The sequence below is a fragment of the Janthinobacterium sp. RA13 genome, from assembly GCF_000745325.1.
GTDB classification, from domain to species: Bacteria; Pseudomonadota; Gammaproteobacteria; order Burkholderiales; family Burkholderiaceae_D; genus Janthinobacterium; species Janthinobacterium rivuli.
This window is the reverse complement of the sequence record NZ_JQNP01000001.1, coordinates 203,824-229,310: the sequence shown is the minus strand read 5'-3', so window position 1 is coordinate 229,310 and position 25,487 is coordinate 203,824. Positions and strand designations below refer to the sequence as shown.

Genomic DNA, 25,487 nt, shown 5'->3' with positions numbered 1-25,487 from the left:
GGGAATGTCCGCAATGGGGCGCAACCTGCCAACGACGGCAAACGGCCCAGGCTGTGTAAAAACGCAGTTTTGTGTAAACGGATGCCGTTGGGTAAACGTTATGCCAGTATCTCATCAATATGAGCGCCACATGAAACGATTTATCGAGGGTGAATGCCGGGGCCAGGGTACGTTGCTGCCTGAACTGCTGGACGATTACGTTGCCGAGAACAATCCGGTTCGGGTGGTCGATGTATTTGTCGGCCAACTTGACCTGGGCGAACTCGGCTTCGATGGTGTGCAGCCAGCAATAACAGGACGGCCTGCCTATCACCCCGCCGTGCTGCTCAAGCTCTACATCTACGGTTACCTCAATCGTATCCAATCAAGCCGTCGGCTTGAGCGCGAAGCGCAGCGCAACGTCGAACTGATGTGGCTGACACAACGCCTGACGCCGGACTTCAAAACGATCGCGAACTTCCGCAAGGACAATGGCAAGGCAATCCGCAATGTCTGCCGACAGTTCGTCGTCCTGTGCCAGCAATTGGATCTGTTCGCGGACGCGGTCGTTGCGATTGATGGCAGCAAGTTCAAGGCGGTCAATAGTAGTGATCGCAATTTCACGCAAGCCAAGCTTAAGCGTAGGATGGAAGAAGCTGAGGCCAACATCGGTCGCTATCTCACAGAACTTGATACGGCTGACAGACAGGAACCAGCGACCAAGCAAGCGCACAGTGCGCGACTGAACGACAAGATTGCAGCCATGAAATCGCAGATGGCTGCCCTCAAGGAAATCGAAGCGAGGCTGGAAGCGACTGGCGAAACTCAGATATCGCTAACCGATCCGGATGCCCGCTCAATGATGACGCGAGGCTCAGGCATCGTCGGGTACAACGTCCAGACCGTGGTCGATGCGAAGCATCACCTGATCGTGGAGCACGAGGTAACCAATATCGGCAGCGACCGCGATCAACTGTCGGGAATGGCGAAGAAGGCCCGTGCTGCAATTGGGGCAAACTCGCTGACTGCGATTGCTGATCGCGGCTACTTCAAGGGTGAGGAAATCCTGGCTTGCAAGCAGGCCGGCATTGCGGTGCTAGTGCCGGCGACTAAAACCTCCAACGCCAGGGCCGACGGTCGATTCGACAAGGCCGATTTCGTCTACGATCAGGCGAAAAACGAGTACCGTTGCCCGGCTGGTCAATCGCTGATCTGGCGTTTCGCCAGTGTTGAAAAGGGCATGGCGCTTAACCGCTACTGGAGCTCGAACTGCAAGGGCTGCCTGCTCAAGGACAAGTGCACGCCGAGCCAACAGCGCCGGGTGACACGTTGGGAGCATCAGGATGTGCTCGACGACATGCAGGTACAGCTTGATCAAAGTGCGGATGCTATGCGAATCCGGCGTTGCTCGGTCGAGCATCCGTTCGGGACCATCAAGTCCTGGATGGGGGCGACGCACTTCCTGACGAAAGGAATGGAGCGTGTGAAGACGGAAATGAGCCTGCACGTGCTCGCCTATAACTTCAAGCGATTGATTACGCTGCTTGGTGTCGCCGGCATCATGGAGGCTGTCAGGGCGTATGCTCTTATACTGGATCTACAGCGCCTGTTTGGAGCAGTTACCTTGGTGGATGGGTCACCGAATCCAGAATACAGAAACGGCTCTCCTAACGCCTCGTCAACCCGCGACACGGCCGCAACCACGCGCAGTTCGGCCACCTGCAGCTATATTTGAGTTTTTACACAGCCTGGGCCAGGAGCGGACATTTAGCGTTAATGCAGTCGTCACCTAACAAACTTATTTCGGCACGGATAAATGGCGACCTTACTTGAGAACGGCGGGACAGTTGATCTGTGGGGCGGCTGGGTCGTAAGGCTACCGCCTGCATACCATGAGCGGAATGACAATGGCTTGTGGTCTGCATGGGGCGCCGACTGGACAGTCGATGTGCACATCATGGAGGTTGGGGGACAAGCAAACGGCCAGCCTGCGTCACCTGAGGAAATGCTTGGCAAAGAGCGTACAGTCAACGTAAGCGGAAATGGCTGGGTAGGCAGTCGCGAGGTCTTGCATGAGGCCGACAACGGGCGCGAAGTATATCGGCTTGCAGCAAATCTAGCGGCGACAAATACCGTGATGTCTTTCTGGGTTTCGTATTTCGAAGCACACCGGAAGCCTTTCGCCGAAGAACTCATGCTTAACGTTGCGCACAGCGATTAAGGGCAAGGTAAGCAACGGCGCGGAAGTTGCCAATGACTGTAACCGGCCAAAAGCGGCCCTTCATTCCAGTCCGTGTGAAACGTAAGGTCAACAATGAAACGAATTTCAGGCATATCGATAGCGCCGAAGGAATTGGACGAGCTGCAGGCGATCGCCCGAGTGGCGACTCGTACTGCGCTCGACGGATACGAACCAATGCCCGAGGAGTGGGCAAAAAATCTAACGCTTGGAACGGTTTTCGATGGTGACGACCGAATTTTTGAGCTATACATCGCCGCAGAAAAGCCAGCTGACGCTGTGGTAATCAGTACTGCACGGGTCAACCGAAAATCGAGAAATGTCGTGGTCACAATCTCAAATCTCACGGAGCGAAAGCGAAGCTAGTCTCTTAGTTGCTGAGGAATGGCTACTATGGGGCGAAAGCGAACTCACGCGCCCGACAGTGAAGCAGACACCCTGACTGGCGAGGAGCCGGGCGGTGCCCCTCCCTCCGCCCTGCCAGCCCGAACAACTTTACTGCCACTCGCCACAGCTGCAAAACTCAACGCCCCCATCCGACGACGCCAGCACCAAAGAAAAAACCCGGCGTACCGGGGCAGTCACAAGGTTCAAGCGCGGGCGCTGTGACCCGGCAACGCCAGGCGCCGGCTGGCGGCGGCTGTTGCCGGGGCCGGCAAGCCGCCCGCCACTTTCAACGCTTTCCCTTGCGCATCGCCGCTCAGGCGGAACACTGCCACCACGTCGACCAGCTCGATGGCGCGGTCTTGCAGCGAGGAGGCTGCCGCGGCCGCCTCTTCCACCAGGGCCGCGTTTTGCTGGGTGACCTGGTCCATTTGCGAAATGGCCTGGTTCACTTGCTCGATGCCGGCGCTTTGTTCGTGGCTGGCGTTGGCGATGTCGCCCATGATGTCCGTCACGCGCAAGATGCTGGCGACGATTTCTTCCATCGTCGCGCCAGCCTGGTCGACCAGCACGCTGCCCGTGTTGACTTTATCCACGGAGTCCTCGATCAAGCCCTTGATTTCCTTGGCCGCCGCCGCCGAGCGCTGCGCCAGGTTGCGCACCTCGGTGGCCACCACGGCGAAGCCACGGCCCTGCTCGCCCGCTCGGGCCGCTTCGACGGCCGCGTTCAGCGCCAAAATGTTGGTTTGGAAGGCAATGCCGTCGATCACGCCGATAATGTCGGCGATCTTCTTCGCCGATTCGTTGATGGAACCCATCGTGCCCACCACTTGCGCCACCACGGCGCCACCCTTGCGGGCCACGTCCGAGGCGGACACGGCCAGCGCGTTCGCCTGGCGCGCATTGTCCGTGTTCTGACGCACGGCCGAGGTCAGTTCTTCCAGGCTCGACGCCGTTTCTTCCAGCGACGACGCCTGCTGCTCGGTGCGCACGGACAAGTCCGCGTTGCCGGCGGAAATCTGCGCGGCCGCCACGCTGACCGTATCGGCCGAGGCGCGCACGGTGGCGATCACCCCGACGATGCGCTCGAGGAACTTGTTGAAGGCCGTGGCCGTGCGTCCCACTTCATCCATGCGTTCGACGGGCATGGCGGCGGACAGGTCCAGCGAGGCGCTGACACGCTCCAAGGTGTGTTCGATATTGCCCAGGCCGCCGCTGATGGTGCGGTAGATATGCCAGGCCAGCGCACCCGTCAGCAGCACGGCCACGCCGAGCACGGCCAGCATGGTGTTGAACGCCGTGTCGTAGGCGGCCAGGCTTTCGGCCTTCACGTCGTCGACCAGCTTGTTGTTGTAGGCGATATGGTCATCCATGCTTTTCTTGGCGGCGGCGGCCGTGATGGCCAGCGGCGTGCCGGCCAGCAAGGTGGCGCGCACGCCATCCATGTCGCCCGCGTAGGCGGCGGCAAAGAATGGCGCCAGCGCGCGGCGGTAGGCTTCCATGGCGGCCTGGTCGGCGTCGAGCATCTTGCTGTCCGTCGCGTCGTACAGGCGCTCGGCGCGGTAGGTGGCGATGACCTTGTCGAAATTCGTGTTGGCGTCGGCCACGGCCTTGTCCAGCGCCGTCTTGTCAGACAGGTTAGAGAACACGGACAGGCGGTAGCCGGCCAGACGCGAATCGGCCAGGAAACCCTTGGCCGCATTCAAGCCCTGAATACTGGGAATGATGCGGTTTTGCACGGTGTCAAAACGCTCCTGGGCGCGCTGCAGCTGGATGGCGCCGCCGGCGCCCAGCAATAGCAGGGCCAGCAAAGCGATGGTGAGGGTCAGAATTAATTGCTTGGTGATATTCATGGTGTGTCACAGTAAAAAGTGTGGCCTGGCAAGGCCAGGCGGGATAAGAGCTGCCGATCAGGTGGCCGGGATCGCTTGCAGGCGGCTAGGCCGCCAGCGGTGCGGCGTCGGGCAGGCGGCGCAGCAAGTCGCCATGCTGGCGGCAAAACGCCAGGCCCGCCTTGTGGCCCACGTCGAACAGCAGCTGCATGTTCGAGTTCGACCAGTCCAGGGTGTCGGGCCAGTGCTGCTCCGGGATACCGCCCATCAGGTCGAGCTTCAGCAAGCGCCGCTTGGGCTGGCCCGTGCGCGCATCCGTGTTGTGCTCGAGTTCGAACAGGCGCAGCTCGCTTTTGGAAATTTTCACCAGCGGCGTGATGATGGAGCGCACCCAGGCGTCGTACAGGTTGCGCGGCTTGCGCAGCAAGCGCTCGTCGCCGAGGATGTCGAGGATGACCAGGGTGTCGGCGTCATGGTGCTCGCCCTTGCCTTCGATAAACGGGTCGAAATTGAGCGTGTCGAGCGCCGCGCCTTCGATGTAATCATCGCCGGCGATGGTCGTCGGTGCATACAGGAAAGGAAACGACAGGGCTGCACGTACGTGGATCGGCTCGATCTCATGCTTGCCCCAGATTTGCATGCGGTGCTCGCTGAGGTTGTAGGCATTGATGTAAAAATCGGGGCGCATGCGTGCCACGCCCGAAAAATCCACGGCTTTTTCCAGGAAGGGCAAGTGCGCGCACAGGCCCAGGCTTTTCGCCGACAGGTCCGATGGCGACAGCGATGACACCATCAATTTTCCCCAGTCCGACCAGGCTGTTGGCACGCCCGCAAACGTTTGCTGGAACGCCTGAAAAAAAGGATTGTTGGCCGGCGGCTGGAAGGCGTCGCGGAACGTGCTCGCATGCATGCCCGGCTTCTGGAACACCTTGTAGTTGATCGGAATCATCTTGTAGATGCTGTCGGCCACGCCCGTATCGGCCCAGCTTTGCAAGGCCTGGCGCGGCGTGGCTTCATGCGGCGTCGTGTAAAGCAAACCCATCAACACACCGGCGCCCGAGGCGGAAATGACGTCGAACTCGATGCCTTCGTCGAGGAACGCGGCCAGGGCGCCGGCAATCAAAGTGGAATTTGGTGCGCCGCCACCCAGCAGCAGACCCGTTTTGCGGGCCGATTTCGCTGGCGCGGCTGGCGCCGCATCCGGCGGCGTCGTCGTGACTGTCTTCATGCACACTCCCTGAACGGAATGGGGTGATTACCCCTAATTGTTGGTTACTACACGCTTATGGCGCCTCATCATGCACTTATTTCCACAACCATGAAGTTGATGCAATGTTGTGGAAACAGATATTAAATTAACATAAATAAATTCCTTATGGCAATTTAGTTAACGCATGATGGGTATTCAGAAAGGACATAAGGTGACGGCACGCGGCGTAGCGTGGTGCATTGCAACAAATAAATGTTCCGCAATGCTAGGAAAAATCTCTGTAGGGTAGGAATATTCCTCAACCAGCCGCCATGGCGGCTGTCAGAGCATTCAGGGGTTGGAAGGTGGCGAGGAGAAATGCAGGTGGGTACACAAATGGTCAACAAAGACGCGAATCTTGGGCGACAGGTGGCGGCTTGACGGCCACAGCACCCAGAACTTGCTCGAGTACAGCAAGTACTCGGCCAGCACGGCTTGCAGCTCACCCCGTCCGATGGCGTCGCGCACGATAAAGTCTGGCAGGTAGGCGAGGCCCACGCCCTGCGTGGCGGCGCCGATCAAGGCTTCGATATTGTTGCAAGTCAAGGCGGTCGGCAAGCGCAACTCGCCGCCGTTGTCGCCTCCGGCGCGCTGCAACGCCCATTCCTGCAGTTTCCCAGTGGTGGGGAATTTATAGCGCACGCAAGCGTGCCCTTCCAGTGCGCGTGGCGTGGCCGGCACGCCATGGCGGGCGAAATACGCGGGAGAACCGACGATGGCAAAGGCAAACGGTCCCAGTTCGCGCGCCATCAACCGCGAATCGGTGAGCGTACCGCTGCGCACGGCCACGTCGACGCCTTCGGCCACCACGTCGACCAGGCGGTCATTGAAATCGAGGTCGAGCTCGATCTCCGGATACCGCCGTGTAAAGTCCGCCAGCAGGGGCAGGATGATGCGGTAGCCGATCACGGGCAGGCTGACCTTGAGCTTGCCGCGCGGCGCCTCGGCCAGGTGCGATAGTTCCGCCTCGGCATCACCGAGGTCGGCCAGGATGCGCTGGCAGCGCTCGTAAAACAGCGCGCCCTCGTTGCTCAGGCTGATGCGCCGCGTGCTGCGGTTGAGCAGGCGCACGCCCAGCTTTTCTTCCAGCCGCGCCACGCTCTTGCCCACGGCCGAAGCCGACACGCCGAGCAGCCGGCCGGCCGCCACATAACTGGAAGTTTCCGCCGCGCGCACGAAGGCAGCAATGCCGTTCAGATTATCCATGCCGTCTCGCCATCTTGATTAAGGAATATTTGTCCGCTATGAGTGGATTTTCAGCCACTTTTTCATGGATTGCGTCCATATTATCATCAGATTCCCTCTTTCTGGAATCATCCCCATGGATACGAATCTTCCCGCGCAAGCCCCGGAACCAGCGGCAGCACGACGCACGCTGGTGCTGGCCGCCGTCAGCCTGGCCGCGCTATGCATGCCGCTCAGTTTTACGGGACCGGCCATCGCCATTCCCGCCATCGCCGCCGACCTGCACGGCACGCCGCTGGCGCTGGCGTGGATCACGAATGCCTTCATGCTCAGCTTTGGCGGCTGCCTGATGGTGGCCGGCGCGCTGGCCGACCGCTATGGCCGCAAGCGCGTGTTCTTGCTGGGCATGGGCGTGTTTTCCGCCGCCGCGCTGGCGCTGTCGGCCGCGCCCGGCATTGTGTGGCTCGACGTGCTGCGCGCCGTCCAGGGCCTCGGTTGCGCCATGGCCCTGTCGAGCGGACTGGCGGCCCTGGCACAGGAATTCGACGGCCCTGCCCGCGCGCGCGCCTTCAGCCTGATCGGCACGGCCTTCGGCGTGGGCCTGGCCTTCGGCCCCTTCCTGGCAGGCACCTTGATCACCCGCACGGGCTGGCGCGCCATTTTTATCGCCACGGCCGCAGCCGGCCTGGCCGCCCTGCTGGCCGCCACGCACGCCATGCGCGAAACGCGCGACCCGCAGGCGCAAGGCGTCGACTGGCCCGGCGCCCTGACGTTTACCGGTGCGCTGTCCCTGTTTACCTATGGCTTGCTGCAGGCGCCCGACAGTGGCTGGGGCAGCGCCGCCAGCCTGGCGCTGCTCGGTGGCGCGGCCTTGCTGCTGGCCGTTTTCATCCGCGTGGAGCGGCGCGCGGCGCGGCCCATGCTGGACTTGACCCTGTTCCGCCTGCCCGCCTTTGCCGGCGTGCAGCTGCTGGCCGCCGCGCCCGCATTTTCCTTTGTCGTGCTGCTGGTATTGCTGCCGGCCCGCTTCATCGGCATCGAAGGCTACAGTGCGCTGGAGGCGGGACGCATGATGATCGCCCTGTCCGCGCCCATGCTGGTGCTGCCGGTACTGGCCGGCATGGCGGCGCAACGCATCGCCACCGCGCACATTTGCGCCAGCGGCCTGCTGCTGGCGGCGGGCGGCTTGCTGTGGCTATCGACGTGCGCGCCGGGCCAGTCGCCCTACACTTTGCTGGGGCCGCTGCTGCTGATCGGCTGCGGCATCAGCCTGCCGTGGGGTTTGATGGATGGCCTGGCCATCAGCGTCGTGCCCGTGGAGCGGGCAGGCATGGCGGCCGGCATCTTCAATACGACGCGCGTGGCGGGCGAAGGCCTGGCGCTGGCCATCGTCAGCGCGCTGCTGGGTACGTTCAGCGTCGCGGCGCTGGGCGGTGCCGGCGTCGGCGCGCAACAAGCGGCGCACGCCGGCCCCTTCCTGGCGCTGGGCGAGCTGCGCCATGCAGCTACCCTGTTGCCGCAGGCCGGCGCTGGCGAACTGGCGCAAGCGTACGGCACGGCCTTCCGCCATTTGCTGTATGTGCTGGCCAGCATCACGACGGCGTCGGCACTGCTGATCCTGGCATTCCTGCGCCATCCGGCCGGTGCTACCGAACATATTGCCACCGCGCCCGCCAGCAAGACGACAAACTGAGCCGCTAGCATCTCCCCTGCAAGACCGGGCGGCTCACGTGCCGCCCTTCCTCCCCTGATGTTTCTCCGCAACACCTCAAAAGTTTCAAGGAATAAAACTAGTTTACTGATCAAAGCGCTTTGAACTATACTCAAAGCGCTTTGAAACATAACTAAAGCGCTTTGGTTGTGCGAAGTTATGCGCACCGATCCCACACCTATAAAAACACTGGAGACGCAATGAACAAACATTTCTTGAAAACTTTGCCTGCCGCCGTGGCGTTGGCCTTGAGCGCTTCGGCCGCCCAGGCCGCCCTGCCGATCGATTTCGGCGGCTACATCCGCTCGGGCTTCGGCACCAGCAGCGAAGGCGGCAAGGAAGCGTGTTTCGGCCTGGCCGGCGCCTCGTCCAAGTATCGTCTGGGCAATGAGTGCGAAACCTACGGCGAGCTGAAATTCGGCGGCGAAGCCTTCAAGGCGGCCAACGGCACCACCTTCCGCATCAATACCCTGGTGGCGTTTTCCGTCAACCAGAATCAGGATTGGGAACAATCGGACCCGTCGTGGCGCGAAATGAACGTCGTCGCCGACAAGATCGGCACGGGCGCCTTCGCCGAAGCGCGCGCCTGGGTCGGCAAGCGCTACTACGACCGCCAGGACGTGCACATCACCGATTACTACTTCTGGAATAACAGCGGCCCTGGCGCCGGCCTGGAAAACATCGACCTCGGCGCCGCCAAACTGGCCTACGCCATCGTGCGCACGGCCGATGACGGCGACAGCAATCGCATGGGCCTGTCCCACGACTTGCGCTTCTCCGGCATCAAGGTCAACCCGGATGGCGAACTGACCCTGGGCCTGCAATTCAATCAGAAACGCAACGCGCAAGGCGCGGCCCCCATCGCCAGCGGCCACTTGCTGACCATCATGCATACACAAGGCAATCTGCTGGGCGGCTTCAACAAGGTGGCATTGCAGTACGGCAAAGGCAGCGCCGCCAACACGGGCGGCTTCAGCCTGGGCGCCGGCAAGGATGACAAGGTCGTGCGTCTGACGGAACAGATCATGATCCAGCCCAAAGGCGCCTGGTCGGGCATGGGCACCTTCGTCTATGAAGACAAGGAAACGGCAGGCGTGAGCAGCAAGTGGACGTCGATCGGCGCGCGCCCCGTCTACCACTTCACGGACAACTACAGCCTGGCCGTGGAACTGGGCCACGACATCGTCAAGCCGGAAGGCGGCGAAAGCCGCAACCTGACCAAGCTGACCTTCGCGCCGCAACTGTCGGCCGGCAACAGCTTCTGGTCGCGTCCCGTGCTGCGCGCCTTCTACACCTACGCCAAATGGAACAAGGCAGCCCAGTCGGCCGCCGCGGCGGAAACCGCGCTGTCGTCGACGGGCGTGTTTGGTGGCAAGACCAACGGCAGCTCGGTTGGTTTCCAAGTGGAAAGCTGGTGGTAATCGCAGGCATCTAAAACATTGGCAAGCATCCGTAGATGCTTGCCACTGGCAGCAACACCGCCCGCCTTCCTGGGGGCATGCTTTAACCGGACCCACCATTTCGCCGCTGCACGCGATGGCCGGCAGCTTCAATGTAGTGATTCAGCAGTATCCTCTTTTAGCGCGGGCGCCCCTGGGTTTGCCCGCGTATTTTTTTGGGCGCTGCCGCCGCCGGTCATCCCCCTGATCATTCCGGCATTTATCAGATAAACTACTCTGCATCGCTCCCGATCCACCCCAGACGCAGCATCCATGAACCTCAAAAATCTCGCCAAAACGCTAGGAATATCCGAAACCACCGTCAGCCGCGCCTTGAATGGCTATCCGGAAGTGAGCGAACGCACACGCGAGCGGGTGCTGGCGGCCGCGCAGGCCGCCGGCTACCGTCCCAACCCCATGGCGCGCAGCCTGGCCGTGGGACGCACGAATATCGTCGGCATCATCTACCCGCTGATGCCGAACGACCTGGCCGACCCCATGTTCATCGAGATCGTCGGCGGCATGTCGGAAGCGCTGGAAGCGCAGCAGATGGACATGATGATCGCGCCCGCTTCCGCCACCAATGAATTCCACACGTATGAACGCATGGTCAAGGGCCGCCGCATCGATGGCCTGATCGTCGGCCGCACAAAGCCGTTCGACGAGCGCATCGCCTACCTGGCGCAGCAGGGCATGCCGTTTGTCGCGCACGGCCGCACGCAGCTGAACCAGCCGCACGCGTGGTTCGACTATGACAACGAGGCCGGCATGCGCCTGGCCGTCGAGCGCCTGGCGCAGCTGGGCCACCAGCGCATCGGCCTCATCAGCGCCACGCCGGACCTGAACTTCGTGCGCCAGCGCGTCGACAGTTTCCAGCACGCCATGCAGGCGGGCGGCCTGCCCGTCGACCCGGACAACCTGGTCGACAACGCCCATGACCGCCGCGCCGGCTACCAGGCCATCCAGCGCCTGCTGGCCCGCTCGCCCCGCCCCACGGCCGTCATCGTCGACAATCACATGTCGGGCGTAGGCGCCGTGCGCGCCCTGCTCGACGCGGGCATCGCCATCGGCAGCGAGATGTCGCTGATCGTCTGGGGCGTGATGGAAGATTCCCTGGCCGGCCACAACGTCACCACCGTCGTCCAGCCCGACCCGCGCGGCGCCGGCGCGAAGATGATCCACATGCTGCTGGCCCTGATGGACGGCACGCCAGTCACCGACCTGCAGGAACTGTGGCCGTGCGAACTGTTGCCGGGGGAGTCGGCGGGACCGGTAATACGCGCCTGATTTACCCCTAGAGCAAACTACTGGGGTCGGACCCTCAGGGTCCGACCCCAGCCTCCGCTTGGGGTTTCGTAAAACGCCCTCTTCCGCTCTGTTTTGCCCTCCTGAATCACCCTCATAAAAAAATCGTATGTCTGGCGCGTGTATCGCTTTACTTTTCAAAGCGCTTTGAACTATACTCATTTCATACCCAAAGCGCTTTGAATTTTAAAATAAGACGTTCGCCTACCAACCAGCAGCGCCGCCCTGATAGCCACGGCTACAGGCAACTTTTAAGAAATCATTCATGCCGACCATCCAGAACAATCTCGCCCACCTGCCCGCCGACTGGTGGCGCAGCGCCGTCATCTACCAGGTGTATCCACGCAGCTTCCTCGACAGCAATGGCGACGGCATCGGCGACTTGCCCGGCATTACCTCCAAGCTCGATTACATCGCCGCTCTGGGCGCGGACATCGTGTGGATCTCGCCCTTCTTCACGTCGCCGATGAAAGACTTCGGCTACGACGTGGCCGATTTCTGCGACGTCGATCCCATGTTTGGTACTTTGGCCGACTTCGACCGCCTGGTGGCGCGCGCCCATGAACTGGGCTTGAAAGTGATGATCGACCAGGTGCTGTCGCACTCGTCCGACGTCCACCCATGGTTCGTGGAAAGCCGCTCCAGCCGCGACAATCCCAAGGCCGACTGGTATGTCTGGGCCGACCAGAAACCCGATGGCACGGCGCCGAACAACTGGCTGTCCGTGTTCGGCGGTTCGGCCTGGCAATGGGAGCCGCGCCGCGGCCAATATTATCTGCACGATTTCCTCGTCAGCCAGCCCGACCTGAATTTCCACAATCCGGCCGTGCAGCAGGCGCAGCTGGACAATCTGCGTTTCTGGCTGGAACGCGGCGTTGACGGTTTCCGCTTCGATTCCTGCAACTTCCCGTATCACGATCAATTGCTGCGCGACAATCCGCCCGCCGCGCAACGCGATGCGAGCAGCGTATCGGCCATCAACCCGTATGGCATGCAGGCGCACGTGTACGACAAGACGCAGCCGGAAAACATCGCCTACCTGCAGCGCGTGCGCGCCGTGCTCGATGAATACCAGGCCATTTCCATCGGCGAAGTGGGCGACGACAATGCGCTGGCCACCATGGCGGCCTACACGGGCGCCGACAAGCTGCACATGGCCTACAGTTTCAACTTGCTGACGGCGGAGTTTTCCGCCGCGCACATCCGCAAGCAAGTGGAAGAGTTCGAAGCGCAAGTGGCCGACGGCTGGGCTTCCTGGTCCGTGGGCAACCACGACAGCGTGCGCGTCATGACGCGCTGGGGCGGCGAAAACCCGTCGCCGTCGCTGGCCAAGGTGGTGCTGGCCGTGCAGGCCGCGCTGAAAGGCACGCCGTGCCTGTACCAGGGCGACGAGCTGGCCCTGACGGAAGCGGACATTCCTTTCGAGGCGCTGCAAGACCCGTACGGCATCCCGTTCTGGCCCCAGTTCAAGGGCCGCGACGGTTGCCGCACGCCAATGCCATGGGTGGCCGATGCGCCGCACGGCGGCTTCAGTACCACCACGCCGTGGTTGCCAGTGCCGCCGGAACACCTGGCGCGCGCCGCTGACGTCGAAGAAAACGATAGCGGCTCGGCGCTGCGCTTTGCGCAGAACATCCTCGCCTGGCGCCGGACTCTGCCGCAATTGCTGCGCGGCGACATCAGTTTCTTCGATGCGCCGGAACCCGTGCTGGCCCTGCGCCGCGACTTGCCCGGCCAACCGTCCGTCCTGGCTGCCTTCAACCTGGGCACCGAGGCCGTCACCTTCATCTGGCCAGACGCGGCGCCAGCGGCCGATCTTGCCGGTCATGGCTTGCCAGGTAGTAAAGATAACCAACAGCTCAGCCTGCCCCCGCATGGCGGCTGGTTCGGCACCCTGGCGTAAATCGCAGGCTTTGGCGGCCATGCCGCCAATTACAATAACGAGCCCCGCGCATCAGCGGGGCCAAATTGAGATGATGAGGACGACATGGCTGGACTGAAATTAGCAGGGCTGAAAAAGGCATATGGCGACGTGCAAACCCTGCACGGCATCGACCTGGAGATCGCCGACGGCGAATTCATGGTCTTCGTGGGCCCGTCGGGTTGCGGCAAATCCACCTTGCTGCGCAGCATATGCGGCCTGGAAGAAATCAGCGGCGGCGACTTGTATATCGGCAAGACCCGCATGAACGATGTGCCGCCCGCAAAACGCGGCATCGCCATGGTGTTCCAGAGCTACGCCCTGTACCCGCACATGAGCGTGGCGCAAAACATGGCCTTCGGCCTGAAACTGGCCGGCATGAACAAGGTGCAGATCGCCGACGCCGTGCAGCGCGCCGCGCAAATCCTGCGCATCGAGCCTTTGCTGGAACGCAAACCAAAAGACTTGTCGGGCGGCCAGCGCCAGCGCGTGGCTATCGGCCGCGCCATCGTGCGCAAACCCGACGTCTTCCTGTTCGACGAACCGCTGTCCAACCTGGACGCCTCGCTGCGCGTGCAGATGCGCATCGAACTGGCGAATTTGCACCGCGAATTGCGCTCGACCATGATTTACGTCACGCATGACCAGGTCGAAGCGATGACCCTGGCCGACCGCATCGTCGTGCTCAACGCGGGCCGCATCGAACAGGTGGGTGCGCCGCTCGAGCTGTACCACCATCCGGCCAATCTGTTCGTGGCCGGCTTTCTCGGTTCGCCGCGCATGAACTTCCTTAAAGGCAAGATCCACAGCTATGCCGACGGCGTGGCCACCATCGCCACGAACGCAGGCGGCATGCTGCAGGCCGTGTTGACGCAGCCATTGGCCAGCGGCACCCCCGTCACCGTCGGCGCGCGTCCCGAGCATGTGCAAGCGTGCGCGCCCGGCGCCACAGCCGCCCTCACGGCCACCGTGCAGGCGGTGGAAAAACTGGGCGACATCAGCTATCTGTATGTGCAGGTAGCGGGCGGCGACGAGCCGCTGGTGGTGCGCGCCGATGCGGAAACGGACTGGGCCATTGGCCAGTCCGTGGCGCTGCAAGTGGCGCCGGCCCGCGTCCACGTGTTCGACGAGCATGGCCAGACCCGTACCTGACACCCGGCTTTAAGGGCCAGGCGCTACAGGCGCCGCCTGGCCTGGTTGCATCGTTTCAGCCTTGATACTCAACATAAACTTAGCATAAAAAAAGACACTGGAGATTGACATGTCCTTCACGCACCCGAAACGCAGCTTCATCAAAACCACCCTGATCGCCGCCGCCCTGGCCGGCATCGGCAACCTGGCCGCCGTCAGCATGGCGCACGCGGCCGAAGCAGGCACCCTGCTGATCTGGATCAATGGCGACAAAGGCTACAAGGGCCTGGCCAAGGTCGGCGAAGAATTCACCAAGAAGACGGGCATCAAGGTCGTCGTCGAGCATCCGGAAGATGCGCCAAACAAATTCCAGCAGGCGGCCGCCGCCGGCAAGGGTCCGGACATCTGGATCTGGCCGCATGACCGCATCGGCACCTGGATCGACGCCGGCTTGCTGCAACCATTGACGCCAAGCAAGGAAGCGCGCGCCGCCATCCTGCCGCTGGCCTGGAACGCCTTTACGGTGAGCGGCAAGACCTGGGGCTACCCGATCTCCATCGAAGCCGTCGCCCTCGTCTACAACAAGGACCTGGTGCCGACGCCGCCAAAAACCTTCGAGGAAATCGCCGCGCTGGACAAAAAATTGTCAGCACAAGGCAAGAAAGCCATCCTGTGGGATTACACGAACACCTATTTCACGTGGCCATTGCTGGGCGCGGGCGGCGGCTTCCCGTTTGAAGTCAAGTCCGACGGCCGCTACGATGCGGCCAAGACGGGCGTGAACAATGCCGGCTCGCAGGCGGGCGTGAATGCGCTGATGACCCTGATCAACAGCGGCGCCATGCCGAAGGGCGCCGGCTACGCGGAAATGGAAGCCGGCTTCAACCAGGGCAAGATCGCCATGATGATCAACGGCCCATGGTCGTGGGACAATGCGCGCAAGTCGAAGATCAACTTCGGCGTGGCAACGATCCCTACCGTGGCAGGCAAGACGGCCACCCCATTCGTGGGAGTGCTGGGCGCGATGATTTCGAAAGCCAGTCCGAACAAGGACCTGGCCACGGAATTCCTGGAAAACCAGATGCTGCAGCTCAATGGCCTGAAAACCATCAACGCCGATGTCCCGCTGGGCACGCCAGCTAATAAAGTGCTGTTCGCGGAATTGAAAGCCAATCCGAACATCCAGGCGACGATGGAAAGCGCGCAAGCTGGCCGTCCAATGCCGAACAACCCGGAAATGGGCCGCTTCTGGTCGTCGATGCAATCGGCGCTTGAAAACATCACGCAAGGCCGCCAGACGACCAAGGATGGCCTGGATGCGGCGGCGAAGCGGATTACGACGGCGAATTAATCAGTATCGCGCTGCATCACGTCAATTCGCGTAGGTCGGATTAGCGCTTGCGCGTAATCCGACATGTGCAGCCGACAATGTTGTCGGATTACGGCCCTTTGGGCCTAATCCGACCTACACCACAACGCCTTCATCCAGCATCCATCTTCACAGGTATCCATCGTGCGCAAGTTTATCGGCCCTACGGTATTGACCATCAGCATGGCGCTGGGTCTGTATCTGCTCTTCATGTTGTACATTTCCGGCCAGACCATGCTGGCCGCCGTCTTCCTCGGCTTGCTGACCCTGACGACGTTCGTCTTCACGTCGCCGCGCGCCTATGCCTACCGTTATCTGTTTCCCGGCATCACGGCGGTGATCGTCTTCGTGCTGCTGCCGATGGTGTACACGGTGTCGATCGGCTTTACCAATTTCAGTTCGCGCAACCTGCTCACCTATGAACGGGCCACGCAATATTTGCTGGACGAGACGCAGCGGGTGGAAAGCGCCGGCTATGCCATGACCGTGCATGCCGACAATAAAGAATACCGCTTGCGCCTGGAAAGCCCGGACACGGGCGAAGTGCTCTTGACGCAGCCGCTGGCCCTCAAGCGCGCCGTGCCCCTGAACGTGGAAGTGGCGCCGATCGATCCCGTGCAGGCGCCCGTGCTGGCCGCGCCGCTGGGCATCAAGGACATCATCGCCCTGCAAAAGGATTTGAAACTGCTCACCCTCGTGCTGCCGAACAAGATCGAGCTGCGCATGGTGGGCTTGCGCGAATTCGGTCCCGTCGCTCACGTCTACAAGCAGCTGCCCGACAAGACCCTGAAGAAGATCGCCACGGGCGAACTGGTCACGCCGAACTTCAAGACGGGTTTTTATGAAATGCCGGACGGTAGCAAGCTGGAACCGGGCTTCAAAGTGAACGTGGGCTTCGCCAACTTCGTCAAGATTTTCTCCGATGAAGCGTTCCGCGGCCCCTTCCTGCGCATTTTCGTGTGGACCATCGTTTTCGCCCTGATCAGCGTGGCCACCACGACGGGCCTGGGCATGGTGCTGGCTGTTCTGTTGAACTGGGATGCGCTGCGCTTCCGCGGCCTGTACCGCACCCTGCTGTTCCTGCCGTACGCCGTACCGGGCTTCATTTCCATCCTCGTCTTCAAGGGTTTGTTCAACAATAACTTTGGCGAAATCAACCTCGTGCTCGACGCCCTGTTCGGCATCAAGCCCGCCTGGTTCTCGGACACCACCCTGGCCAAGGCCATGATTTTGATCGTCAACACCTGGCTCGGCTATCCGTACATGATGGTGGTGTGCATGGGCCTGATCAAGGCGATCCCGTCGGACCTGTACGAAGCCTCGGCCCTGGCCGGCGCGGGACCGCTGACGAATTTCTTCAAGATCACCCTGCCCCTGATCATCAAACCCCTCACGCCGCTGATGGTGGCCAGCCTGGGTTTCAACTTCAACAATTTCGTACTGATCAGCTTGCTGACGGGCGGGCGTCCCGATTTCCTCGACACGACTTTACCGGCCGGCACGACGGACTTGCTCGTGTCTTACACCTACCGCATCGCGTTCGAGGATTCCGGCCAGAACTTTGGCCTGGCCGCCGCCATCTCGACCCTGATCTTCTTCCTCGTGGCCGCGATTTCGCTGGTCAACATGCGCCTGACGCGCATGAACAAAGCATAAAGGACAGCCATGGCTATCGTTGTCGACCGTTCCAACCGCTGGCGCATCCTGGCGGCCCACGTCGCCGTGATCGCGCTGATCGCGCTGGTGATGTTCCCCTTCCTGATGATCTTGTCGATCTCCCTGCGGCCCGGCAATTTCGCCTCGGGCAGCCTGATCCCTCCCGAGATCAGCTTCGAGCACTGGCGTTTGGCGCTGGGCATGTCCTACCAGGCGCCCAACGGTGCCCTCGTCGAACCGGATTTCCCTGTGCTGCTATGGCTGTGGAATTCCATCAAGGTGGCCAGCATGAGCGCCACCGTCACTGTGCTGCTGTCGACCACCTGCGCGTATGCGTTCGCGCGCATGCAGTTCCGTTTCAAGTCGCAGACGCTGTCCGCGCTGATGCTGCTGCAGATGTTCCCCGCCGTGCTGGCCCTGGTGGCCATCTACGCCATCTTCGACGTGCTGGGCAGCTACGTGCCATGGCTGGGTATCGACCACCACGGCAGCCTGGTGCTGGCCTACACGGGCGGCATCGCCCTGCATATCTGGACCATCAAGGGCTATTATCAAACCATCCCCATCGAAATCGAGGAAGCGGCCAAGGTCGACGGCGCCACGCAGTGGCAGGCCTTCGTCTACGTGCTGCTGCCGATGACGGTGCCCATCCTGATGGTGGTGTTTTTGTTGTCCTTCATCGGCGCCATCATCGAATACCCGATCGCGTCCGTGCTGCTGCATGAACAGAACAACCTGACCCTGGCCGTCGGCTCCAAGCTGTTCCTGTACGAGCAAAAATACCTGTGGGGCGACTTCGCCGCGGCGGCCATCTTGTCCGGCTTGCCCATCACGGCCGTGTTCCTGCTGGCGCAAAAATGGATGATCTCCGGCCTGACGGCTGGCGGCGTGAAAGGCTGACATGAAGACCGTGCTGACCGCCCTCGCCGCTTTGCTCGTCAGCCTGCCGGCGCAGGCGGGCAGTTTTGCAGAGAACCCCATCGTCTACTTTGCCGTGACGGACCGTTTCGCCAACGGCAATCCCGGCAACGACCACAGTTATGGCCGCGCCGCCGACCCGCAAGGCGGCGATGTCGGCAGCTTTCACGGCGGCGACATCGCCGGCATCACGCAGCAACTGAAAGCCGGCTATTTTCAAGACTTGGGCGTCAACGCCCTGTGGATCACGGCGCCGTACGAGCAGATCCACGGCTGGGTAGTGGGAGGCAAGCAGCAATTCCAGCACTACGCCTACCACGGCTACTGGGCGCTCGACTACACGACGATGGACGCCAACATGGGCACGCGCGAGGAATTGCGCGAGATGATCAACACGGCCCACGCGCAAGGCATCCGCGTGCTGTTCGACGTGGTGCTGAACCATCCCGGCTACGCGGACTTGCGCACCCTGGCCGAGTACAAGGTGCCCGTGCTGTGGCCCGGCCATGAAAAGGCCAACCTGCGCGATTATCACAGCTTCATCGACTACAACAACTTCGCATTCGCGCAGTGGTGGGGTCCGGACTGGGTGCGCGCCGGCTTGCCCGGCTATTCAGACGGCGGCAAGGACGATTTCACCATGCAGCTGGCCTACCTGCCCGACTTCCGCACGGAAAGCGGCAAGGCCGTCGGCTTGCCTCCCATCCTGCAACACAAAGCCGACACGCGCGCCGTGGCCCTGCCCGACACCACCGTGCGCGGCTACCTGGTGCAGTGGCTGGCCGACTGGGTGCGCGAATTCGGCGTCGACGGTTTCAGGGCCGACACCGTCAAGCACGTGGAACCAAACAGCTGGCTGGCCCTGCGCGCGGCGGCCACCCATGCCCTGGCCGACTGGAAGGCGCGCCACCCGCAGCAGAAAATCGACGACGCACCATTCTGGATGACGGGCGAAGCATGGGGCCATGGCCCCGAGCGCAGCAGCTGGCATGACGCGGGCTTCGACTCGATGATCAATTTCGACTTTCAAAGCCGCGCTGGCGGCGACTGGAAAAGCATCGACGGCGTGTACCGCCAGTACGCGGGCTTGCTGAATAAGAGCCCCCGCTACGACATTTTGTCGTATATCTCGTCGCACGACACCAGTTTGTTCCCGCGCGACCGATTGAAGCATGGCTTGTCCGCGCTGCTGCTGGCGCCAGGCGGCGTGCAGCTGTTCTACGGCGATGAAAGCGCGCGCCAGCCTGGCGCGGCGCCCATCGGCGACGAACAGCAGGCCACCCGGTCCGACATGAACTGGAACACGCTCGATGCGGCCACCCTGGCCCATGCGCGCAAGCTGGGGCAGTTCCGGCTGCGCCACCCTGCCCTGGCGCGCGGAGAGCATCGCCTGATCGATGAAAAGCCGTATGCGTTCGCCCGCGTGATGCAGGATGACGCCATCATCGCCGTGCCCGAAGCGCAAGGCGCGCTCGAACTCAAAGTACACGGCGTCTTCGCCGATGGCACCCCGCTGCGCGACGCCTATACAAACCAAACCTACATAGTCAAGGACGGCGCCGTCGCGGTACACGCGGCCGGCACCATCCTGCTGGAGAAAGCTGCACCATGAGTACCTATGACATCTTAGTGGTCGGCGGCGCCGGCATCGATACCATCGTGCGCGTGCCCGACCTGCAACTGCCCGTCGCCGACTCCGTCCACGTGCCGCCCATCCGCGACTACGTGGCGCACACGGGCAATGGCGTGGCGCTCGGTTGCCATGCGCTGGGCTTGCGCTGCAAGTTCATCGACTTCATCGGCGACGACGCGCAAGGCGCAGCCATCCTGCAGCGCTACAAAGATGCCAAGCTCGATTTCTCGCACATCGTCGAACCTTCGGGCACGCGGCGCAGCGTCAACCTGGTCGACCCGCAAGGGCGCCGGCTGTCGTTGTACGATGGCCGCCACCCGGAAGACGTGCGCATGCCGGCCGCTTTTTATCTGCCCTACCTGGGACCGGCGCGCCACGCGCATTTTTCCATCATGGGCTGGGTGGCCGAAATGTTTGACGATGCGCTGGTGTGCGGCACGACGGTATCGACCGATCTGCACGACTGGGATGGCGTCAACCCGCACCACAAAAAATTCGCGCTGCGCGCCGACCTGGTGTTTCTCAGTACGGCCGCGCTCGGCGAGCGCCGGGACGACGTCATGCGCGCGATTATCGCGGAAGGCCGCGCGCAAGCCGTCATCGCCATGGCGGGCGCGCACGGCGCCTACCTACTGGAACGGGACGGCGCGTCCGTGCATCACTATCCGACGGCAGGCTTGACGCTGCCCGTGGTGGATACGAATGGCGCCGGCGACTCGTTTGTCGCGGCCTTTTTGCACGCCTGGCTCGATGGCGCGGGCATCGACGCGGCCATGCGCCGTGGCGCCATCGGCGGCGCGTTTGCCTGCGCGCAGAACGGCACGCATGAACGGTTCATCGGACCGGCGGAGCTGAATGACTTATATCAAGACCGCACTAGCTTATGACTTAATATTCTATCAAGCGTAGCATCGAGCTAAGGGGCGCATGGCACAATGGCTGCGGATTTCACCACACAGACTATTGAAACCGGAGACCTCATGAGAATCGAAACCCTGGCCGTGCACGCCGGCTACACCCCCGACCCGACCACCAAGGCCGCCGCCGTCCCCATTTACCAGACGGTGGCCTACGCCTTCGACAATGCCCAGCATGGCGCCGACCTGTTCGACCTCAAGGTGGCAGGCAATATCTATACGCGCATCATGAACCCCACGCAGGACGTGCTGGAAAAGCGCGTCGCGGCGCTGGAAGGCGGCGTGGCCGCGCTGGCCGTGGCCTCTGGCATGGCGGCCATCACCTATGCGATCCAGACGATTGCCGAAGCGGGTGACAATTTCATCTCCGCCAGCCAGCTATATGGCGGCACCTACAACCTGTTTGCACACACCCTGCCGCAGATCGGCATCGAAGTGCGCTTCGCCGACGCGCGCCAGCCGGAAACCTTCGCAGCCCTGATCGATGCGCGCACCAAGGCCATCTTCTGCGAATCGATCGGCAACCCGCTGGGCAACGTGACGGACGTGGCCAAGCTGGCAGAAATCGCGCACGCGCACGGCATCCCGCTGATCGTCGATAACACGGTGCCCAGCCCCTATCTGTTCCGCCCCATCGAGCATGGCGCCGACATCGTCGTCCACTCGCTGACCAAATACCTGGGCGGCCACGGCACCACCGTGGGCGGCGCCATCGTCGACAGCGGCAAATTCCCCTGGTTTGATCACAAGGAGCGCTTCAAGCGCCTGAACGAACCGGACGTGTCGTATCACGGCGTCGTCTACACGGAGGCGTTCGGCCCCGCCGCCTTCATCGGCCGCGCGCGCGTCGTCCCGCTGCGTAACATGGGCGCGGCGATTTCGCCCCTCTCCGCCTTCCAGCTGATCCAGGGCATCGAGACCTTGGCCCTGCGCATGGACCGCATCTGCGACAACACCCTGGCCCTGGCAAAGCATCTGAAACAGCATCCGAAAGTCGCGTGGGTCAATTACGCGGGCCTGGAAGACCACCCGGACCACGCGCTGGTGAAAAAATACATGGGTGGCCGCGCCTCGGGCATCCTGTCCTTCGGTCTGAAGCTGGCCGCCGGCGAGGATCCGCGCGCGGCAGGCGCCCGCGTGCTCGACGCCTTGCAGCTGTTTACGCGCCTCGTCAACATCGGCGACGCCAAGTCGCTGGCCACGCATCCCGCGTCCACCACGCACCGCCAGCTCAATCCCGAGGAACTGGCCAAGGCGGGCGTGTCCGAAGACATGCTGCGCCTGTCCGTCGGCATCGAGCATATCGACGACTTGCGCGAAGACCTGGAACAGGCCTTGAACGCGGCTTGAGTCTGGCGACAATTCAGGCAGCAATTCAAGCAGAAATCAGGCTGAAACCAGGCGGCCAGCCTGTCCCGGCACATGCATGCCGCCCCCGCCGGGACGGGCGCAGCACTCTCTGGAGACCGGTGCCTGCACGAGCCGATGCCTGCCTTCGGCTTGGCCGAGGACAGTACGTTCAGCGATAGAATCTTTCCTTTCAGGCAATATCCAGCTGCGCCACGTTCGTGGCAAAAGTACGCGTCAAGAGAAAGGCGCCGCCCTGATTTTTCATCCCTGGGATGCGCCGGTGCGCCTGGTGCCCGGGAAAGTCAAACGAGGAATCCATTAATACAGATAAATATTGCTCAAATACATATTTTTCCGTTGTTTATTGGCAACATTACACAAACCGTATTCAGCCCGTAGTTGTATAGTTAACTTCGCCTTATGGAGAAGACCATCGACAGTCAATCCATGAGCCTGTTGGCAAAAACGAAGCAACAATAATTTCAGCAGCGTGTCGTTAACTGATACCGCAGACTTGAATTTTGTTGTTTATTAAAAGCAATCAACTATTTACTAGGGCTCGGAGAATATGATTTTTCAAGAAAAAAAGAGCGTTCATGCGGTGAAAATCGCACTGAGCGTCATGGCCGGAAGCATTTTCATCGCCAGTCAGGCGCAAGCGCAGCAAACCGACGTCGCCAACGATAAAATCCAGCGCGTCGTCGTCACCGGTTCCAATATTTCGCGCGTCGATATGGAAGGCCCTACGCCAATCGAGGTCGTCAAGCGTGCCGACATCGCCAAGTCCGGCGCCTCCACCGTGATCGAATTGTTAAGCAAACTGCCGTCGATTTCCGTCGCACTCGACGGCAACAGTAGTTCCACCTTCGCCTCCGGCGCCTCCTCGGCCGCCTTGCGTGGTCTGGACTCCAAGTACACGCTGATTTTGTTGAATGGCCGCCGCCTGGCCAACTACGGCTTCGCGATCGGCGCGGAGAATTCCTTCGTTGACTTGAACAGCCTGCCTTTGTCGGCCATCGAGTCGGTGGAAATCCTGCGTGATGGCGCTTCGGCCATTTATGGCTCCGACGCCGTCGCTGGCGTAATCAACTTCAAGACCCGCACCAACTACCAGGGCGTAGAAGGTACCGCCAACATCGGCGCCAACCAGAAGGGCGACGGCCAGACCGGCAACGTCAGCCTGACGTCAGGCTGGGGCGATCTGGAGCAAGATGGGCGCAACTTGCTGTTGACGCTGGACTTGTATCGCCGCAATCCGCTCGTTTCGAACAAGCATTCGAACCTGGCGGCGCACGATTTCCGCAAGTTCGGCGGCTCCGACAACCGCAAGACCAACGAGTACATGGGCTGGATCCGCAACCAGAGCAGTGGCGACAAGGGCTATGTGATCCCTGGTTGCCAGGGCACGGTGGGCGTCTCCAGCACCGGCGACAATGTCTGCTTCACCAATCCGGCTTCGAACCTGACGCCGAGGCAGGAACGCGCCGGTATTTCCACCATTTTCACGCAGCGCCTCAACAGCAGCGACGAGTTGTTCCTGGAAGCCGCCTACACCCAGAACTCGTCTACCTTTATCGGAAACCCCCCCAACTTTAGCAGCGCCAACTACAGGACGGCCGGCTCGACCAACCCCGGTCTGGCGACGCTGCCGGACGGCAGCGATGGCAGCGTGAACGGCTTCATGCCTGGCGATCTGGTACAGGTTTTCCGCAGCGTCTACGAGGCAGGCAACCGGACCTCGAAGGTAACGAGCAAAACCGCACGCGTGGTCGGCGGCTGGCGCGGTACGCTGGGCAAATGGGATAGCGAAGGTGCAATCAGCCTGAACCAGAACAAGCTGAGCGACGACGCAGACAAGCAATCGCTGCTGGACAAGTCGACGGCGGCCTTGCAAGCTGGCTTGCTGGGCAAAGCGGGTGGCTACGATCCCTTTGTCCTGAATAATCCGGAAAGCGCCTACTTGCCTTTCTTGACAACAACTTCGCACCGCTCTACCTCCAAGCTGAGCAGTGCCGAATGGAAGATGAGCACGCCTGAATTGTTCTCGCTGGCCGGCGAACCCGTTGGCTTCGCCTGGGGCCTGCAGGGCAGCCACGAGTCGATCAACGACGTCGCCGATCCACAGATGACAGCGGGCAACATCGTCAACTTTGGCGCAACCAGCAGCAAGGCCAGCCGCACGGTGTATTCCATCTACGGCGAGTTGAACGTACCGATCGCCAAGCAAGTGGAAATGCAATTGGCGCTGCGCGGCGACCATTACAGCGATTTCGGCAATTCCTACAACCCGAAAGTGGCGCTCGCATGGCGTCCGAACCAGCAAGTGATGTTGCGCGGTTCGGCCACGACCTCGTTCAAGGCGCCGACCTTGCCGGAGATCGCCTCGACCACCACGGCCTACTCCACCGTGGCCGACTGGGCGCGTTGCGGGCCCTTGGGTTACACGGGCGTGCAATGCTCCTACAGCCCCAAGGTTTACCTGTCCGGCAATCCTGATCTGAAGGCGGAAAAAGCGAAGAACTTCTCCCTGGGTATCGTCCTGCAGCCGATCAAGGACCTGTCGGCATCGCTGGATTGGTATAGCGTGCGTCAAAAGGACACGATCCAGACCCTGGATGCGCAATACGTGCTCGATCATGAAGATACGATCCCAGGCTTCGCCGCACTGATCGGCCGCGATCCGCGCAATCCCGCGCTGGAAGCGGCAAATCCCGGTTTGAACAAGGGCCGTATCAAGGACATGACACTGCCTTTCCAAAACGTTGGCAAGACAAATGTCGCAGGCCTGGATCTGGATGTGAAGTACTCATTCAAAGTGGGTGAATACGGCACCGTGAAACTGCGCGAGTCCAATAGCTACAATTTGAAGTACGAGCAAAGCATCGCGCCGGGCAGCGAGCCGACCGATCGCCTGGACGGCATTAACCATCCAAAATGGTCGAACACGCTGCGTATCGGCTTCGAGCGCAACGACAAGGAAGTGGCCCTGACCGCCCGTACCCGCTCCAGCACGAAAAATATTGACGATCCGACGAAACTGCAGGACGCCGCCATTACCAACAAGCGTATTGGCGCGTTCACGGCATGGGACATGAATGTCAACTTCAAGCCCGTCAAAGACCTGGATGTGAGTTTCGGCGTCAACAATATGTTCGATAAAGGTACCGTGTACGCGAACAGTGCGTATGTCGATACCTACGTCAATGCGATGAACGATATCGTCGGCCGTTATATTTACTTGAACGCACGCTACAAGTTTAAATAATCGC

16 protein-coding genes and 1 pseudogene are annotated in these 25,487 nt (G+C 61.5%); 14 read left to right on the top strand and 3 right to left on the bottom strand.

Annotated features, from left to right (window positions below; genetic code table 11):
- Positions 1-130: 130 nt before the first annotated feature.
- Positions 131-1,558, top strand: a pseudogene (locus tag FG13_RS00965) (IS1182 family transposase); the annotation flags it as partial.
- 237 nt (positions 1,559-1,795) lie between these two features.
- A complete protein-coding gene (locus FG13_RS00960) occupies positions 1,796-2,200 on the top strand; it encodes a hypothetical protein (protein WP_035817575.1) in 405 nt (134 codons plus the stop codon).
- A gap of 608 nt (positions 2,201-2,808) precedes the next feature.
- Here FG13_RS00960 and FG13_RS00950 read toward each other — a convergent pair.
- The 3 genes from FG13_RS00950 to FG13_RS00940 form a co-directional block, all read right to left on the bottom strand.
- A complete protein-coding gene (locus FG13_RS00950; protein ID WP_035817571.1) occupies positions 2,809-4,455 on the bottom strand; it encodes a methyl-accepting chemotaxis protein in 1,647 nt (548 codons plus the stop codon).
- Between the two features lie 85 nt (positions 4,456-4,540).
- A complete protein-coding gene (locus FG13_RS00945) occupies positions 4,541-5,662 on the bottom strand; it encodes a patatin-like phospholipase family protein (protein ID WP_051958313.1) in 1,122 nt (373 codons plus the stop codon).
- A gap of 312 nt (positions 5,663-5,974) precedes the next feature.
- Complete coding sequence (locus FG13_RS00940; protein ID WP_035817569.1) at positions 5,975-6,889, bottom strand: LysR family transcriptional regulator; 915 nt, start codon at positions 6,887-6,889, stop codon at positions 5,975-5,977.
- 115 nt (positions 6,890-7,004) lie between these two features.
- Here FG13_RS00940 and FG13_RS00935 point away from each other — a divergent pair, with 115 nt between their 5' ends.
- The 12 genes from FG13_RS00935 to FG13_RS00880 all read left to right on the top strand — a co-directional run bounded on the left by FG13_RS00935 (position 7,005) and on the right by FG13_RS00880 (position 25,483).
- Positions 7,005-8,561 carry an MFS transporter gene (locus FG13_RS00935; protein WP_051958311.1) on the top strand — a complete coding sequence of 519 codons (1,557 nt, stop codon included), beginning with the start codon at positions 7,005-7,007 and terminating at the stop codon, positions 8,559-8,561.
- A gap of 218 nt (positions 8,562-8,779) precedes the next feature.
- Entirely contained in the window at positions 8,780-10,000 is a 1,221-nt protein-coding gene (locus tag FG13_RS00930; protein ID WP_035817566.1) for a maltoporin, read from the top strand.
- 291 nt (positions 10,001-10,291) lie between these two features.
- Positions 10,292-11,305: a substrate-binding domain-containing protein gene (locus FG13_RS00925; RefSeq protein WP_035817563.1), complete on the top strand. Its 1,014-nt coding sequence runs from the start codon at positions 10,292-10,294 to the stop codon at positions 11,303-11,305.
- 283 nt (positions 11,306-11,588) lie between these two features.
- Entirely contained in the window at positions 11,589-13,226 is a 1,638-nt protein-coding gene (locus FG13_RS00920; protein ID WP_051958309.1) for an alpha-amylase family glycosyl hydrolase, read from the top strand.
- Positions 13,227-13,310: 84 nt separating this feature from the next.
- Positions 13,311-14,396: an ABC transporter ATP-binding protein gene (locus FG13_RS00915; protein WP_035817560.1), complete on the top strand. Its 1,086-nt coding sequence runs from the start codon at positions 13,311-13,313 to the stop codon at positions 14,394-14,396.
- A 109-nt stretch (positions 14,397-14,505) separates the two neighbouring features.
- Positions 14,506-15,726 (top strand): maltose/maltodextrin ABC transporter substrate-binding protein MalE, encoded by a 1,221-nt coding sequence (gene malE, locus FG13_RS00910; protein WP_051958308.1) that lies wholly within the window; start codon positions 14,506-14,508, stop codon positions 15,724-15,726.
- Positions 15,727-15,888: 162 nt separating this feature from the next.
- Entirely contained in the window at positions 15,889-17,400 is a 1,512-nt protein-coding gene (malF, locus tag FG13_RS29820) for a maltose ABC transporter permease MalF (RefSeq protein ID WP_035817557.1), read from the top strand.
- 9 nt (positions 17,401-17,409) lie between these two features.
- Positions 17,410-18,300 (top strand): maltose ABC transporter permease MalG, encoded by an 891-nt coding sequence (gene malG, locus FG13_RS29815; protein WP_034757081.1) that lies wholly within the window; start codon positions 17,410-17,412, stop codon positions 18,298-18,300.
- A gap of 1 nt (position 18,301) precedes the next feature.
- Positions 18,302-19,930, top strand: a complete 1,629-nt coding sequence (locus FG13_RS00895; RefSeq protein WP_035817554.1) for an alpha-amylase family glycosyl hydrolase — start codon at positions 18,302-18,304, stop codon at positions 19,928-19,930.
- Positions 19,927-20,838 carry a carbohydrate kinase family protein gene (locus FG13_RS00890; protein WP_035817552.1) on the top strand — a complete coding sequence of 304 codons (912 nt, stop codon included), beginning with the start codon at positions 19,927-19,929 and terminating at the stop codon, positions 20,836-20,838. The genes FG13_RS00895 and FG13_RS00890 overlap by 4 nt, the downstream gene beginning before the upstream one ends.
- Positions 20,839-20,931: 93 nt before the next feature.
- Complete coding sequence (locus tag FG13_RS00885) at positions 20,932-22,218, top strand: O-acetylhomoserine aminocarboxypropyltransferase/cysteine synthase family protein (RefSeq protein WP_035817551.1); 1,287 nt, start codon at positions 20,932-20,934, stop codon at positions 22,216-22,218.
- Positions 22,219-22,786: 568 nt separating this feature from the next.
- Entirely contained in the window at positions 22,787-25,483 is a 2,697-nt protein-coding gene (locus tag FG13_RS00880; protein ID WP_035817550.1) for a TonB-dependent receptor, read from the top strand.
- Positions 25,484-25,487: the final 4 nt, after the last annotated feature.